The following is a 13,974-nucleotide window of genomic DNA, read 5'->3' as shown; positions in this document are numbered from 1 at the left end:
TGGTAGCCGCATCGTCCCGGAACGGCTCGGCCCGGTGGTCAGGATTGTCGGACCGAAGAGGTAGCCTCCGTGCATGGCGGACACCTCGACGCAGTCGATCCAGGTTCATGCCCCGGTCGACCGCGTGGCCGCGGTGATCTGCGACTTCCCGCGGTACCCGGAATGGGTCGACGCGCTCAAGCAGATCGAGGTCCTCGAGGAGTATGAGGACGGCTATGCGGCGAGCGTCCGGTTCGTGATCGACGCCGGCGTGATGGCCGACGACTACACCCTCGAGTATGCCTACGCCGAGGATCTGAGCCGCGTCGAATGGCACCTGGTCGAGCCGTCCAAGACGCAGAAATCGCAGGAAGGGTCTTACGACCTGACCGACAACGGTGACGGAACGACTACCGTGACCTACACACTCGAGGTGGAGCTCTCCATCGGCATGCTCGGCATGTTCCGCCGAAAAGCCGAGAAGTTGATCATGGACACGGCGTTGAAGCAGCTCAAGCGCCGGGTCGAGAGCCTCCCATCGAGCTGAGCGGGGGAGGGTCCGGATGACGGCGTCGGCACGCGAGGAGGCCGAGCGGCTGGTCGCGACGATGATCGCGATGGCCACGAGCAGCGGGCTGGGTGCCGCAGCGAAAGCTTCCGGCAATTCATCCGGTACGCGTGATGCGGTCGCCGCCGGGCTGGGCGCCCTCGCCGACTCGGTCACCCAGGTCGTTAACCGGATCGCGGCCGGCCCAGGAGCCGACACAGGAGCAGGCGGTAAGGAAGGCGCCGAAACCGGGCACAGCTGGTCCACCGGCAGCGCCGAGTGCTGCGTCTGCCCGGTCTGCCGGGCGATCGCCGCGGTGCGTGACCCGAGCCCGATGACCGCCGTCCGCCTGGCCGCCGGCGCCGGCGATCTGGCCACCGGCGTGGCGAGCATGCTGCGTGCTGTCTCCGCGCTGACCGGCGCCCGGCCCAAGCCACGCCCGGCCCGGCCCGCCCCGCCGCCCGACCCCGGCGAGACCTGGTCGTTCGCCACCCGCACGACCGCACCGGCCACGGAGCCGGCCGAGGCGGAGCTGGACGAGTCGGAGCTGGCCGACCCCGGCGCGAGCGCTGATCAGGCGGCGGGCGCCGGCTCTGCGGCTGCGGCTGCGCCGAGCGGCGACCCGTGGGCCGCTGCGTCGGCGGCGAATGCGGCCGACGTGGCAGCCGAGCGACTACGGGCGCGCCGGGCAGCCGACGCCGCCCGGCGTAAAGCGGCCAAGGCAGCCCGGGAGGCGGCGGCCGAGGCGGCCAAGCGCGTGGCGGAGGCAGCGGCCCTGGCCGAGGCGGCTAAAGCGCTAGCGGCCAAGGCCGGGGCAGCGGAGGCCGGGGCAGCGGAGGCCGGAGCAGCGGAGGCCGGGGCAGCGGAGGCCGGAGCAGCGGAGGCCGGAGCAGCGGAGGCCGGAGCAGCGGAGGCCGGCGCTGCCAAGGTTGGGGCGGCCAAGATCAAAGCAGAGACGGGCGACACGGATGCTGGGGCGGGACGCTCCGCCCGTACACCGCAGGGGTTTGATGTGTGGGCCGCGGCCACCGCCGATGCGGGTGTTGGCGGCGTGGCGGGACCCACCTCGGTGGATCATGATGTTCCGGGCGCTGTGGCGCCGGGAAAGCGCGACGGCACGGCGGGCGACGAAGCCTCCGGCGACGGCGTCCAGTAAGCGGGTAGCAGAGGAGACAGCGTGACGCTGACCATCGGAGTCGACGTCGGCGGCACGAAGGTGGCCGGCGGGGTGGTCGACGAGCACGGCACGGTCCTGGCGTCCAACCGCCGCGACACGCCCGCCGAAGACCCGGCCGGCACCCGCGACACGATCGTCGAGGTGGCTGCCGAGCTCGCCGCCCAATATCCGCAGGCGGTCGCGATCGGCATCGGCGCCGCGGCCTGGATCGACGCGGCCGGCTCCACCGTGCTGTTCGCGCCCAACCTGGCCTGGCGCGACGAGCCCCTGCGCGACTACGTCGCCAAGGCGGTCGGCCTGCCCACCGTGCTGGAGAACGACGCGAACGTGGCGGCCTGGGCCGAGTTCCGCTTCGGGGTCGCCCGGCACGCCGACGACTCGATGGTGATGATCACCGTCGGCACCGGCATCGGCGGCGGCATCGTGCTCAACGGCAAGCTGTGGCGCGGGGCGAACGGCATCGCCGGCGAGCTCGGCCACATCCAGTCGGTGCCGGACGGCCACCCGTGCGGGTGCGGCCGGCTCGGCTGCCTGGAGCAGTACGCGAGCGGCAACGCCCTGGTCCGGTTCGCCCGGGCCGGCGCGCGGCAGGAGCCGGAGCGGGCGGCCAAGCTGCTCGATCTGGCCGGCGGCGACCCGCTCGCCATCAGCGGGTGGCAGATCACCGAGGCGGCCCGGGCCGGCGACGGCGTGGCCCGCGACGCGTTCGCGCAGATCGGGTACTGGCTGGGCGTGGCGATGGCCGACCTGGCGCAGAGCTTCGACCCGCAGATCCTGGTCGTCGGCGGCGGCGTGGTCGACGCCGGCGAGCTGCTCATGACGCCGACCCGCAACACCTATCGCGACCAGCTGAAGAACCGCGACCGCTTCCCGGTCGCCGACGTGGTGGCGGCCGAGACGGGAAACACGGCCGGGGTGGTCGGCGCGGCCGACCTGGCCCGCCGGATCTGACCGATGCCGGCGCTGCGGGTTCTCAGCTACAACGTGCACGGCCTGCGCGACGACCGGCAGGCCCTGATCCGGCTGGTCCGCGAGCTGGCGCCGGACGTCCTGGTGGTGCAGGAGGCGCCGCGCCGGTTCCGCTGGCGGCAGAAGTGCGCGGCGCTGGCCGGCGACACCGGCATGCTGGTCGGCGCCGGCGGCCTGCCCGCCCTGGGCAACCTGCTGCTGGTCAGCCTGCGGGTGCGGGTGCACGAGACCTGGTGCATGCGGTACCCGCTCACCCCCGGCCGGCATCTGCGCGGCGCCGCGTTCCTGCGCGGCTCGGTGCGTGGCGGCGGCTTCACCGTCTCCGGCTCGCACCTGGCCACCGATCCGGCCGAGCGGCCGTCCCAGGCCGCCCTCTGGAAAGAGGCCCTGGAGCGGATCGAGGGCCCGGTGATCGCGGCCGCCGACCTCAACGAGGGGCCGGGCGGCGGCGCCTGGCGCACGGTCGAGGACGGTCTCGTCTCCTCGTCGGCGGGCACTTTCACCTACCCGGCGACGCTGCCCGCGCGGGTCATCGACGGCCTGTTCGTCACCCCCGACATCACCATCGACCGGTACGAGGTGGTGGCGTCCGACCTGGCCCGGCGAGCGAGTGATCATTTACCCGTCTTGGCGGACCTGACGCTCCCTTCCTCGTAGGCCGGACATCTGGCAGGATCGCCGCGTGCACGACACTCCGGACATCGCCGACCGTCGGGACGCGGTCTGCGTCATCGGGGCCGGGGCCAGCGGACTTGCCACGATCAAGAACCTTCGCGAGCACGGTTTCGCGGTCGACTGCTACGAGCGCGAGACGTCGGTGGGCGGCGCGTGGAACTGGCGGCACGACCGCAGTCCGGTCTACGCGAACACCCACCTGATCTCGTCCCGGCCGCTGACCGAGTTCCCCGACTTCCCGATGCCGGACAACTGGCCCGACTACCCGCACCACAGCCAGGTGCTGTCCTACCTGGAGCGGTACGCGAAGCACTTCGGGCTGGGCGAGCACATCTGGTTCGGCACCGAGGTGGTGTCGGCGGCGCCGGTGGGCGACGGCCGCTGGGACGTGACCACCCGCTCGACCGGTGGCGGCTCGTCCCGGGTGCAGCGCTACGCCGCCGTGGTCGCCGCGAACGGGCACAACTGGGCGCCGGCCAAGCCCGAGATCGACGGCGCCGACACGTTCCGTGGGCAGGTGATCCACTCGGCGCAGTACAAGGACCCGGCGCAGCTGCGCAACCGCAAGGTGCTCGTCATCGGCGGCGGCAACACCGGCTGCGACATCGCGGTCGAGGCAGCCCAGCAGGCCACCACGGTCTGGCACTCGACCCGCCGCGGCTACTGGTACGCCCCGAAGTACGTCATGGGCCGCCCCGCCGACCAGGTCAACGACCGGCTGCTCAGGTGGCGGCTGCCGCTGCGCCTGCGCCAGTGGCTCTACCGTCGCACGCTGGCGCTGACCACCGGCGACCTGACCCGTTACGGCCTGCCCGAGCCCGACCACCGGCCGTACGAGAGCCACCCGATCGTCAACAGCCAGCTGCCCTATTACCTGGGCCACGGGCGGATCAAGCCGGTGCCGGACGTGGCCCGCTTCGCCGGCGGTCAGGTGGAGCTGGCCGACGGCCGGCGCATCGACGCCGACCTGGTCATCACCGCGACCGGCTACACGCCGCGCTTCGAGTTCCTGGACCCGGCGCTGATCGGCGCCGACCTGGACGGCCGCCCCGACCTGCACCTGCACGCGTTCGCCCGCAAGCACCCGACGCTCGCCGTGGTGGGCCTGCTCCAGCCGGACTCCGGGGTGCTGCCGCTCGCGCACTGGCAGAGCGTGGCGGTGGCCCGCTGGCTGCAGCTTCGCCGCGAGGACCCGGTGCGGGCCGCGGCCGTGCAGCAGAAGGAGTCGGCCCGCCCGCTGCCGAGCTGGTCCCGCCGCCAGGTCGTGCCCACCCGGCGGCATTGGTTCGAGGTCGACCACATCGCGTATTTGAAGGCCGTGGGCGAGCTGCTGCACGAGATGGAGCCGGCCACATGACCTCGTACGAGCTGCTTCGTTTCGACGACTGGACGTCGCCGGTTCCGCCGGTCGAGCGGGAGGTGCTGTCCCGGCTGGTCGAGGGCGAGGCCGAGCATCCGCCGCTGCTGTTCGTGGCCGGGCCCGGCACCGGCGCCTGGGCGTTTGCCGAGCACTGGCTCCCGCATGCGGCCGGGCGGGGCTTCCCGGCCTACGCCCTGACCCCGCGCGCCGACGGCGACCTGCGCGCCCACGTGCACGATCTGGTGCAGGTGGCGGCGTCGCTGCCCCGGCAGGCCGTGCTGATCGGGCACGGCGCCGGCGCGCTGGTCGTGTCGCACGCGCTCGGCCGTTACCCGGCCCGGGCCGCGGTGCTGGCCGCCCCGGCGATGGACCGCTGGGCGACGCTCGGCGCCGCGCTGAAAGCCAATCCGTTCGGCACCCTGCGCCGGCGCCCCCGCCTGAACCGCAAGCAGCTGTTCGGCCCGGACGTGGCCACCGCCGACGACTACCTGGCCCGGATGACCTTCGAGCGCCGCCTGGTGGCCCCGCATTCCAGAGCCGGGCTCGCGCCGGTGCTGGTGGTGGGCTCGCCGGACGACAGGGTGGTGCCGCGCAAGTCGCTCGATCGCGTGGCGGCGGAGTACGGCGGAGCGCCGCTGATGTTCCCCGGCATGGCGCACGCCCTGATGCTCGACACCGGCTGGGCCGAGCCGATCGACGCCGTCCTGGATTGGCTGACCAAGGAACTAACCGCGGTTGACTAACACTTCCCGCTGGCGGGGGAGCCGGCGGGCGAGCTGGCCGGTGTGGTCGAGGGCGGTCAGGTAGGCGCGGGCCCACGCGTGGATGTCATTTTCGGTGATGTGCGCGCGCATCGCCGACATCCGCCGGGACAGGTCGGCCGGGTCGGCGTCGAGCGCCTGCAGCAGCGTGTCCTTCAACCCGTCCACGTCGTGCGGGTTGACCTGGAACGCGTCCTCCAGCTCGTTGGCCGCCCCGGCGAACTCGCTGAGCACCAGCGCGCCGGTGTCGTCGGCGCGGGCCGCCACGTATTCCTTGGCCACCAGGTTCATCCCGTCGCGCAGCGGGGTCACCACCATGACGTCGGCGGTCTGGTAGAGCGCGGCCAGGTCGGCCCGGTCGAACGGCTGGTTCAGGTAGTGGATGGCGGGCTCGCCGACCCGGCCGTACTCGCCGTTGATCCGGCCGACCTCGCGCTCGATGCGGTCCTTCAGCCCTCGGTAGCTCTCCACCCGCTCCCGGCTCGGCACCGCCACCTGCACCATCACGGTGTCGCGCACCTTAACGTGCCCGTCGCGCAGGAGCTCGCTGTACGCGGTGAGGCGGTGCTCGATGCCCTTCGTGTAGTCGAGCCGGTCGACGCTGAGCAGCACCTTCTTGTGCGGCCCGAGGTCGTGCCGCAGTTGGCGGGCCTGATTCACCACGTACGACCGGGCGTTCAGCGCCTCCATCTCGGTCACGTCGATCGACACCGGGAACGCGCCGGTGCGCACCACCCGCCCGTCGGTCATCAGGATCGCGTCGTCGGCGCCGCGCGCGCCGAGCAGCTTGCTCGCCAGCTGCGCCACGTTGTGCGCGGCCTGCGGGCGCTGGAAGCCGACCAGGTCGGCGCCGAGCATCCCGCCGAGCAGCTCGAGGCGGCGGGGCAACTGCATGAACAGCTCCGGCGGCGGGAACGGCACGTGCATGAAGAAGCCGATCAGCACGTCCGGCCGGAGCTCCCGGAGCATCTGCGGGACCAGTTGCAGGTGGTAATCCTGGATCCAGACGGCCGCGCCCGGCTCGGCCACCTCGGCGGCGGCCTCGGCGAACCGGCGGTTGACCGTGCGGTAGGTCTCCCACCAGCCGCGATCGAACACCGGCTGCTCGACGGCGTCGTGGTAGAGCGGCCAGAGCGTCGAGTTGGCGAAGCCCTCGTAATAACCCCGCAGCTCGTCCTCGGTCAGCGGGACCGGGCGCAACCGCAGCGTGCCGATGTCGGGCAGCGAGAGCGTCGGGCCCACTCCGCCGCCCCAGCCGACCCAGGTGGCCGGGGTGCCCTCGAGGATCGCGTGCAGCGCGCCGGCCAGCCCTCCCGGGCTGCGGCGCCACTCACAGGCCCCGTCGGGGGCGACGTTGTCGTCGAGCGGGAGACGGTTGGCAACCACGACCAGCGAGCTCTGGCGCATCACCGAAGGTTACTAGAGCCACAGCAGCGCGCTACACAGATAGTGGTCAATTCCATCGGGCGGGCATCAAACGACTGCGCCGTCGTCGTAGTCGTCCTCGTCGTCACCCGAACGCAGTCGCCAGACGAGCATGACCGCGCCGGAGACGATCGCGGCGAAGCCGAGCAGGGTGACGTAGTCCTGCGAGACCGGCAGAAGGCCGGGGAAGAGGAAGAGCACGAAGCCGACGAGTACGCCGAGGACACCCATCACCGCGTACTTCGAGATGCGCGGCAGCGGCGGGGGAGGCGGCGGGATGTACCGCTCGTCTTCCTCGTCGTCGTCATCGTCCTCGAGATCGGCGCCGAACGTGTCCAGCCCGTCGATCAGCGACGACTCGGCGGGTTTCTGGTCGGTGCGCCGGCGGCCGTAGGTGACGGTGTCGGTCGAGGTGGCGGGCGGGCTCGGCTCGACCGGCAACTCCTCGGACGCGGGCCACGGCGCCGCGGTCGGGTCGACGGGGGAGTGGAACCCGGCCACGATCTTGGCCCACTCGGCTTCGATGTCCGGTTCCCTCGTGGGGTCGGCCGGCGCCGTGGGCGGCGAGGTGGGCGGCGCGCCGTCGGTCACCTGGTGCAGGTGCTCGCGAGCCACGTCGAGGTGGGCACGATCCACGTAAAGCCGGTCGGTGGGGCGCGCCGGAAGCGTGGTGGCCCGGAGAATCGGGTTGAGATCGGCGGTCGGCTGGAGGTACGCCGCGATGCCTACTGCCTGCAGCACGTCGAGCAGATGCTCGCCGACGCGCGGATCGACGTCGCCGGCCACCGCGAAGTCGGCCGCGTCTATCCCGTTGTCCCGCCGCCCTCGGCGGGCGCCACCCGCTGTCACCCCTGCACACTCCCTCGCCGATCGTGCCTTGAATGGTGACACGCGAAGTACCGGTTGCGGGAGTGCGTTGTGGCGCGCCGTCCCGCTTCGTACGCTTCCTCTGGGATTGATTGTCCCGGACGTCCGGGAAAGGACACTGGTGTTCTACTGGCTGCTGAAGTACGTCGTTCTCGGGCCGCTGCTGCGCGTGGCGTTTCGCCCCGACGTGCGTGGCCTGGGCAATGTGCCCGATTCCGGACCGGTGATCCTGGCCTGCAACCACCTTTCCTTCTCCGACTCGATCTTCACACCCCTGATGGTCGGCCGCAGGGTGACGTTCGTCGCGAAAGCCGAATACTTCACCGGCAAGGGGGTCAAAGGCCGCCTGATGCGGCAGTTCTTCCTCTCGACGGGGACGATCCCGGTGGACCGTTCGGGCGGCAAGGCGGCCCAGGCGGCTCTCGACACCCTGCTGCGGGTGCTGCGCGAGGGCGGCATCGCCGGCATCTACCCGGAGGGCACCCGCTCGCCGGACGGCCGGCTCTACCGCGGCAAGACCGGGGTGGCCCGGCTGGCGCTGGAGAGCGGGGCGCGGGTGGTGCCGGTGGCGCTGCTGAACACCGACGAGATCCAGCCGACCGGCACCTTCATCCCGAAGATCAAGCGGGTGAAGATGCGGTTCGGCCCCCCGCTCGACTTCTCCCGCTACGCGGACGCACACGGCGACCGCTTCGTGGAGCGGGCAATAACCGACGAGATCATGTACGAGCTGATGGCCCTCTCCGGCCGCGAGTACGTAGACATCTACGCCACAAAGCTGAAGACCTCGGTAGAGGCCCCGGCCCCGGTGTCGAAGGGCGACCGGAGTCGCACTGCGCCCGTCGTTGTCGAGAGTGCCGAAAAAGGCTAGGCGAAGCCGTGGTCTTTTTCGGTGCTCTCGACAACGACTTCTCGGGGCGCAGTGCCCGCCGAGCGGAGCGAGGCCATCTATACAGTCATCCCCGCTCGGCGCCGCAGAGCCGGAAGGTCGGTGACCACGATGCGGCGGCCCTCGGTGCGCAGCCAGCCTCGGCTGGCGAAGGAGCCGATTGCCTGGTTGACGCTCTGGCGGGAGCCGCCGGCCATCTCGGCCAGCTGACTCTGGTTGAGCTCTATCGTGATCATCGGCGCCTGGCTCTCGCCGGCCAGCCGCACCAGGGTCTTGGCGACCCGGCCGGGCAGGTCGAGGAAGACGTGATCGGTGTTCTGCTCGGTCAGCCGGCGGATCAGCGCGCCGACCGAGCGCATCACCGCGTCGAGGATGCGCGGGTTGGAATGCACCAGGTCCATGAACGCGGCCCGGGAGATGGTCAGCGCCTGGCAGTCCTCGATGGCCTCGGCCGAGGTGCTGCGGGTCGACGCGTCCAGAAGGGACACCTCGCCGAGCACGTCGGGCGGGCGGACCACGGTGAGGACGGCACGCTCGCCGGTGGGCGCGGTGCGGAAGATCGCGACGGCGCCGCGTTTGAGAATGATGAGAGACTCGCCGGGATCGTGCTCGACGAAGAGGATTTGTCCTTTACGGTAGGTGCGTGGGACGGCGGTGGCGATGACCCGCAGCCGAACCTCCGGCTCGAGGCCGGCGAACATCTCGACACCGGCGAGCGCATCACCGGAATCCGGCAAGCGATGGTCCACGGCGCTATCCCTCCCCCGGTGGGGACCGCGTCGACGACCCCCGGCCGGCGTCGGCCCCTCGACGCGAACGATCACTAATAGCACGAACAAACCGGCAAGCGCCATTTCTCTTGGACGAGATGTGCGCGGGCGGTCCGTCGATGCTTCGTACGATCATGTCGCGCCGGTCGCTATCTGTAAACCTATCTATAGCGAAGCGTGATTGTCGCCCACCCTGTCCGTCGGATTTCCGGCATCTGTCGAGATAATCCCGCCGTGCCGGACGACGACGTTGTTCTCTCCACTTTGCGTGATCAGTGGCATCTTCAGCCCAGCGAGATCAGCGCGCTGCCCGATGAAGTGCTGTCCCGTGGCTGGGAGGTGACGGCCGGTCCGGAGCGGTACGTCTGCCGGCTCGCCGAGCCCGGCGCCCGGCAACCGGTCGAGGCCGGCCTGGTCGCCGCCGAGCACCTGCGCGGCCGCGACATCGTGGCCGGCGAACCGGTGCGCACCCTGGCCGGCGGGCTCACCGCGCAGACCCCGGCCGGAGCGCTGGCCGTGCTGCGCCGGGTGCCCGGCCGGCCGCTCGACGGCGGTGACCCCATCGATCAGCAGTGGTGGGGGGACCGGCTCGGCGTCGTACACAAGGCTCTTCAGCATTTTCACCACCCCGGCCTGCGCCCATGGCAGCCGCTCGACCCCGCCGCCGCTCATCTTTCCGCGGAGCCCTGGCTCCGCGGCGCCGTCGCCGGCGCGGTCGGCGCGGCCACCCGGCTCACCGTCACCGACCGATTGACGTACGGGGTTCTGCACGGCGACCCGGCGCCCGGCAACTTCGTGGTCGACCCGAGCACCGGCCGGGCCGGCCTCCTCGACTGCGGCGCCAGCGGGGTCGGGCCGCTGGTCTACGACGTGGCCGCCGCGGTCGGCTACGTCGGCGGGCCGGACCGGGCCACCGACCTGATCGACGGTTACGTGGCGGCCGGGCCGGTGCGCCGCGACGAGCTCGAGGCGGTGCTGCCCGTTCTGGTGCGGCTGAGGTGGGCGGTGCGCGCCGACCGGGCCGCCCGCCGGGGCAACCGCAAGATGCTTCGCTGTGCAAAGAAGGCCCTGGAGTCGGCGTCCAGCTGACCGTAGGCAAGGATGTTGAGGGAATTGAGTCTTTAGTCCGTCCACGGGCGGCGGAGGGGCGGCGGATGGTGCCATACCGCTATTTCTACGACTGCGAGTTCATCGAGGACGGCCGGACGGTCGACCTGGTGTCGATCGGCGTCGTCGACGAGTTCGGCCGCGAGTTCTACGCGGTCAGCACCGAGTTCGACGACACCAAGGCGATTCCCTGGGTGCGCCGCAACGTCCTCGAGAAACTCCCGTCCCCCTCCAGCAAGGCGTGGCGCTCCCGCGAGCGCATCCGTGAGGACCTCTACGAGTTCCTGATGGAGCCGATCCGCGGCCGCGACGAGCAGATGGAGCTGTGGGCGTGGTTCGCCGCCTACGACCACGTGGCCCTGGCCCAGCTCTGGGGGGCGATGCCGGCCCTGCCGCGGGAGATCCCGCGCTTCACCAAGGACCTGCGCCAGCTCTGGGACGACCGCGGCCGCCCGCACCTGCCCAGCATGGCCGGCCGGCACGACGCCCTGGTCGACGCCCGGCACAATCTGGCCCGCTGGGATGCGATGAAGCCCTAGGCTGATGGCAGGCGGTTGATGACGGGGCGCTTTCGTCCACGTTTCCGGAGGCGACTAAAGTTCCGTCCGCGGTCCGCCCCGGGCCGGCAGCGCTGCCGAGAGACAACACGCTTCCTGGGGCAGTAGGACTTTCTGCAATCCTCGCGACCCGATCCAGGGAGGACGAGCAAATCATGCGTATCGGCGTGCTCACCGGCGGCGGCGACTGCCCCGGTCTCAACGCGGTGATCCGGGCGGTGGTCCGCAAGGGCGTCGCCGCGTACGGTCACGAGTTCGTCGGATTCCGCGACGGCTGGAAGGGCCCGCTCGAGGGCCTGACGAAGCCGCTCGGCATCGCGGAGGTCCGCGGCATCCTGCCGCGCGGCGGCACCATCCTCGGCTCCTCGCGCACCAACCCGTTCAAGATCGACGGTGGCGTCGACCGGATCAAGGCCAACCTGGCCGAGCAGGGCGTGGACGCGCTCGTCGCGATCGGCGGCGAGGACACCCTCGGTGTCGCCACCAAGCTCAACGATCTCGGCGTCAACGTCGTCGGCGTGCCGAAGACGATCGACAACGACCTGAACGCCACCGACTACACCTTCGGGTTCGACACCGCGGTGAACATCGCGATGGAGGCGATCGACCGGCTGCACACCACCGCCGAGTCGCACCACCGCACCCTGGTCGTCGAGGTCATGGGCCGGCACGCCGGCTGGATCGCCCTGCACGCCGGCCTCGCCGGTGGCGCGAACGTGATCCTGCTGCCGGAGCGCAACTTCGACGTCGAGCAGGTCGCGACGTACGTGACGAAGCGCTTCCAGGTGGAGTACGCGCCGATCGTCGTGGTCGCCGAGGGCGCGCAGCCGCTCGAGGGCCAGATGGTCACGCACAACCAGGAGCTCGACTCGTTCGGCCACGTCCGCCTCGGCGGCATCGGCCAGTGGCTGGCCGAGCAGCTGGAGGACAAGACCGGCAAGGAGGCCCGCACGGTCGTCCTCGGTCACATCCAGCGTGGTGGCACCCCGACCGCCTTCGACCGGGTGCTCGCCACCCGCTTCGGGCTGCAGGCGATTGACGCCGTCCACGAGGGCGATTTCGGTAAGATGATGGCGCTGCGGGGCACCGACATCGTCCGCGTGCCGCTGATCGAGGGCACCGGCGAGCTGAAGACCGTGCCGCTCTCCCGCTACGAAGAGGCTGAGGTCTTCTTCGGAAGCTGATTTTTGGGACAAGGGGCGACCGGAAGGTCGCCCCTTGTTTCGTCAGGAAGGGTTACATGACCAAGCACAGTGTCGCCGTGATCGGCGCGGGCAAGCTCGGTGAGCTGGTCCTCTCCGGCCTGCTGCGCTCCGGCTGGCCGATCAGCCAGCTGCTGGCCACCACCCGCCGCCCCGAGCGCGCGGCCGAGCTGGCCGACCGCTACGGCATCCGCCCGGTCCTCAACCTGACCGCCGTCACGCAGGCCGACGTGCTGCTGATCGCGGTGAAACCGCAGGACGCGGCGAAGCTGCTGGACGACTTCGGCATGAAGGTGCCACCGGGCAAGCTGGTGGTGTCGCTCTGCGCGGGCCTGCCGACGAGCTTCTTCGCCGAGCGGCTGCCCGGCGGCATCCCGGTGGTGCGGGTCATGACGAACACCCCGGCGCTGGTCGACGAGGCGATGACGGTGATCTCCCCCGGGCCGTACGCGACCGAGGAGCACCTCGCGCTCACCGAGGAGATCTTCAAGCCGGTCGGCAAGACCATGCGGGTGCCGGAGACCCAGCAGGACGCGGTGACCGCGCTCTCCGGCTCCGGGCCGGCCTATTTCTATCTGCTGGTCGAGGCGATGATCGACGCCGGCATCCTGCTCGGACTGCCGCGCCAGGTCGCGCACGAGCTGATCGTGCAGACCGCGATCGGCTCGGCCACGATGCTGCGTGACTCCGGCGAGCACCCGGTCAAGCTGCGCGAGGCGGTCACCTCGCCGGCCGGCACGACCATCTCGGCCATTCGCGAGCTGGAGAACCACGGCGTACGCGCGGCTTTCCTGTCTGCCCTCGAAGCGGCCCGCAACCGGGCCGCCGAGATCGCCACCCAGATGGGTTCTAGTACCAGATAGCTATCTTCGAGCCGTTGGCTTCCTCCGGCGGAGACGGGTGGCTCAGCGCCGTCCCGGTCGCCATCCGGTGCGCCGACCAGGCGACCGCGGCCGCGTCCAGGATGTCGTCGGGCGGGGCCTGGCCGGCCGGGCCGATCTGGTCGGGGAGCACGATGCCGTTGCGCGCGAGCAGGTCGCGCCGGCGTGCCTGACCGGCCCAGGTCTTCTTCGCGTGGGTCAGCGGCTCGCCCGCCATCGTGCGGAACGAGACCTCCGGGTGGGCCTCGAAGAGCAGGCCCGGATGCCGTTCCCAGATCGCGTTGGCCTCGAGGAGCTTGGGCCGCAGGGCCCAGCTCTGCCGGCTGAGGCCGGCGCCGGTGAGCTCGCGGCAGAGCCGGTTGGCCGCCCCGAAGTCGGCCTCCATCCACACCTGCCGCGGTGGCACCCGGAAGATGCTGCCGCGCCGCGGGCCGAGCTGGTCGGCGGCGAGGGTGTCGGCGGCGCGCCACTTGTCCGGCAGCATGCCGAGCGGGATGTCGACGCCGATGACGGCGGCGCCGGAGCTGTTGGCGACGATCTCGTAGAGCGAGGCGGCGAGCACCGCGCGGCCGAAGGCGCCGTCGCGCAGCTCGACTCCGACCCAACCAAGTGCGTACGCGTCGACGCCGATGACGTGGATGCTCATCGGCCCCCACCGCAACGGGCGTCGATGTCGACGTCGAAGATGGTCATGACGGCAGACTACGCGCTGTGCCCGTTTGTGTGCACCCTGTACATCTTGGGGTCTGGAAGTTAAGACCATGATTAATCCAGCTCACGCATCTTGACGATCATGAATGCCTGTGAC

At 71.1% G+C, this 13,974-nt stretch carries 14 protein-coding genes and 1 pseudogene; 11 read left to right on the top strand and 4 right to left on the bottom strand.

Annotated elements, in window-relative coordinates; translation table 11 throughout:
• Positions 1 to 73: 73 nt before the first annotated feature.
• From AB0E90_RS05115 to AB0E90_RS05090, 6 genes and pseudogenes are all read left to right on the top strand, one after another.
• A complete protein-coding gene (locus tag AB0E90_RS05115; RefSeq protein ID WP_360399332.1) occupies positions 74 to 526 on the top strand; it encodes an SRPBCC family protein in 453 nt (150 codons plus the stop codon).
• Between the two features lie 16 nt (positions 527 to 542).
• Positions 543 to 938, top strand: a pseudogene (locus tag AB0E90_RS05110) (hypothetical protein); the annotation flags it as partial.
• Positions 939 to 1,703: 765 nt separating this feature from the next.
• Positions 1,704 to 2,654, top strand: a complete 951-nt coding sequence (locus tag AB0E90_RS05105; RefSeq protein WP_360399328.1) for an ROK family glucokinase — start codon at positions 1,704 to 1,706, stop codon at positions 2,652 to 2,654.
• 3 nt (positions 2,655 to 2,657) lie between these two features.
• Complete coding sequence (locus tag AB0E90_RS05100) at positions 2,658 to 3,329, top strand: endonuclease/exonuclease/phosphatase family protein (RefSeq protein ID WP_360399325.1); 672 nt, start codon at positions 2,658 to 2,660, stop codon at positions 3,327 to 3,329.
• Positions 3,330 to 3,354: 25 nt separating this feature from the next.
• Complete coding sequence (locus tag AB0E90_RS05095; RefSeq protein WP_360399322.1) at positions 3,355 to 4,704, top strand: NAD(P)-binding domain-containing protein; 1,350 nt, start codon at positions 3,355 to 3,357, stop codon at positions 4,702 to 4,704.
• Positions 4,701 to 5,450, top strand: coding sequence for an alpha/beta hydrolase (locus AB0E90_RS05090; RefSeq protein WP_360399319.1), 750 nt, complete (start codon positions 4,701 to 4,703; stop codon positions 5,448 to 5,450). Before AB0E90_RS05095 ends, AB0E90_RS05090 begins: the two co-directional genes overlap by 4 nt.
• Here AB0E90_RS05090 and AB0E90_RS05085 read toward each other — a convergent pair.
• Positions 5,433 to 6,875, bottom strand: a complete 1,443-nt coding sequence (locus AB0E90_RS05085; RefSeq protein WP_360399316.1) for a trehalose-6-phosphate synthase — start codon at positions 6,873 to 6,875, stop codon at positions 5,433 to 5,435. The genes AB0E90_RS05090 and AB0E90_RS05085 overlap by 18 nt on opposite strands.
• 66 nt (positions 6,876 to 6,941) lie before the next feature.
• The gene (locus AB0E90_RS05080; RefSeq protein WP_360399313.1) at positions 6,942 to 7,742 is read right to left on the bottom strand and encodes a DUF308 domain-containing protein; all 801 of its coding nucleotides are present in this window, start codon (positions 7,740 to 7,742) and stop codon (positions 6,942 to 6,944) included.
• A 139-nt stretch (positions 7,743 to 7,881) separates the two neighbouring features.
• On the opposite strand from AB0E90_RS05080, the gene AB0E90_RS05075 reads away from it, so the two are divergent.
• Positions 7,882 to 8,631 carry a lysophospholipid acyltransferase family protein gene (locus AB0E90_RS05075; RefSeq protein ID WP_360399310.1) on the top strand — a complete coding sequence of 250 codons (750 nt, stop codon included), beginning with the start codon at positions 7,882 to 7,884 and terminating at the stop codon, positions 8,629 to 8,631.
• 77 nt (positions 8,632 to 8,708) lie between these two features.
• On the opposite strand, the gene AB0E90_RS05070 is transcribed toward AB0E90_RS05075, so the two are convergent.
• Positions 8,709 to 9,398 carry a Crp/Fnr family transcriptional regulator gene (locus AB0E90_RS05070; RefSeq protein ID WP_360399307.1) on the bottom strand — a complete coding sequence of 230 codons (690 nt, stop codon included), beginning with the start codon at positions 9,396 to 9,398 and terminating at the stop codon, positions 8,709 to 8,711.
• Positions 9,399 to 9,653: 255 nt separating this feature from the next.
• Between AB0E90_RS05070 and AB0E90_RS05065 the strand changes: the two genes are divergently transcribed.
• From AB0E90_RS05065 to proC, 4 genes are all read left to right on the top strand, one after another.
• The gene (locus tag AB0E90_RS05065; protein WP_360399304.1) at positions 9,654 to 10,508 is read left to right on the top strand and encodes a phosphotransferase; all 855 of its coding nucleotides are present in this window, start codon (positions 9,654 to 9,656) and stop codon (positions 10,506 to 10,508) included.
• Between the two features lie 68 nt (positions 10,509 to 10,576).
• Positions 10,577 to 11,065 (top strand): polyadenylate-specific 3'-exoribonuclease AS, encoded by a 489-nt coding sequence (locus AB0E90_RS05060; RefSeq protein WP_360399498.1) that lies wholly within the window; start codon positions 10,577 to 10,579, stop codon positions 11,063 to 11,065.
• A gap of 173 nt (positions 11,066 to 11,238) precedes the next feature.
• The gene (locus tag AB0E90_RS05055) at positions 11,239 to 12,267 is read left to right on the top strand and encodes a 6-phosphofructokinase (RefSeq protein ID WP_360399301.1); all 1,029 of its coding nucleotides are present in this window, start codon (positions 11,239 to 11,241) and stop codon (positions 12,265 to 12,267) included.
• Positions 12,268 to 12,323: 56 nt separating this feature from the next.
• Positions 12,324 to 13,148, top strand: a complete 825-nt coding sequence (gene proC / locus AB0E90_RS05050; protein ID WP_360399298.1) for a pyrroline-5-carboxylate reductase — start codon at positions 12,324 to 12,326, stop codon at positions 13,146 to 13,148.
• On the opposite strand, the gene AB0E90_RS05045 is transcribed toward proC, so the two are convergent.
• On the bottom strand, positions 13,135 to 13,812 hold the full coding sequence (locus AB0E90_RS05045) for a DUF429 domain-containing protein (protein WP_360399295.1): 678 nt from the start codon (positions 13,810 to 13,812) through the stop codon (positions 13,135 to 13,137). The two genes, proC and AB0E90_RS05045, sit on opposite strands and share 14 nt — an antisense overlap.
• Positions 13,813 to 13,974 lie beyond the last annotated feature (162 nt).

It is taken from the genome of Actinoplanes sp. NPDC026619, assembly GCF_040638295.1.
Lineage (GTDB): Bacteria > Actinomycetota > Actinomycetes > Mycobacteriales > Micromonosporaceae > Actinoplanes.
Note: the sequence above shows the minus strand (reverse complement) of the source record. Positions and strands in the feature narration are given on the sequence as shown.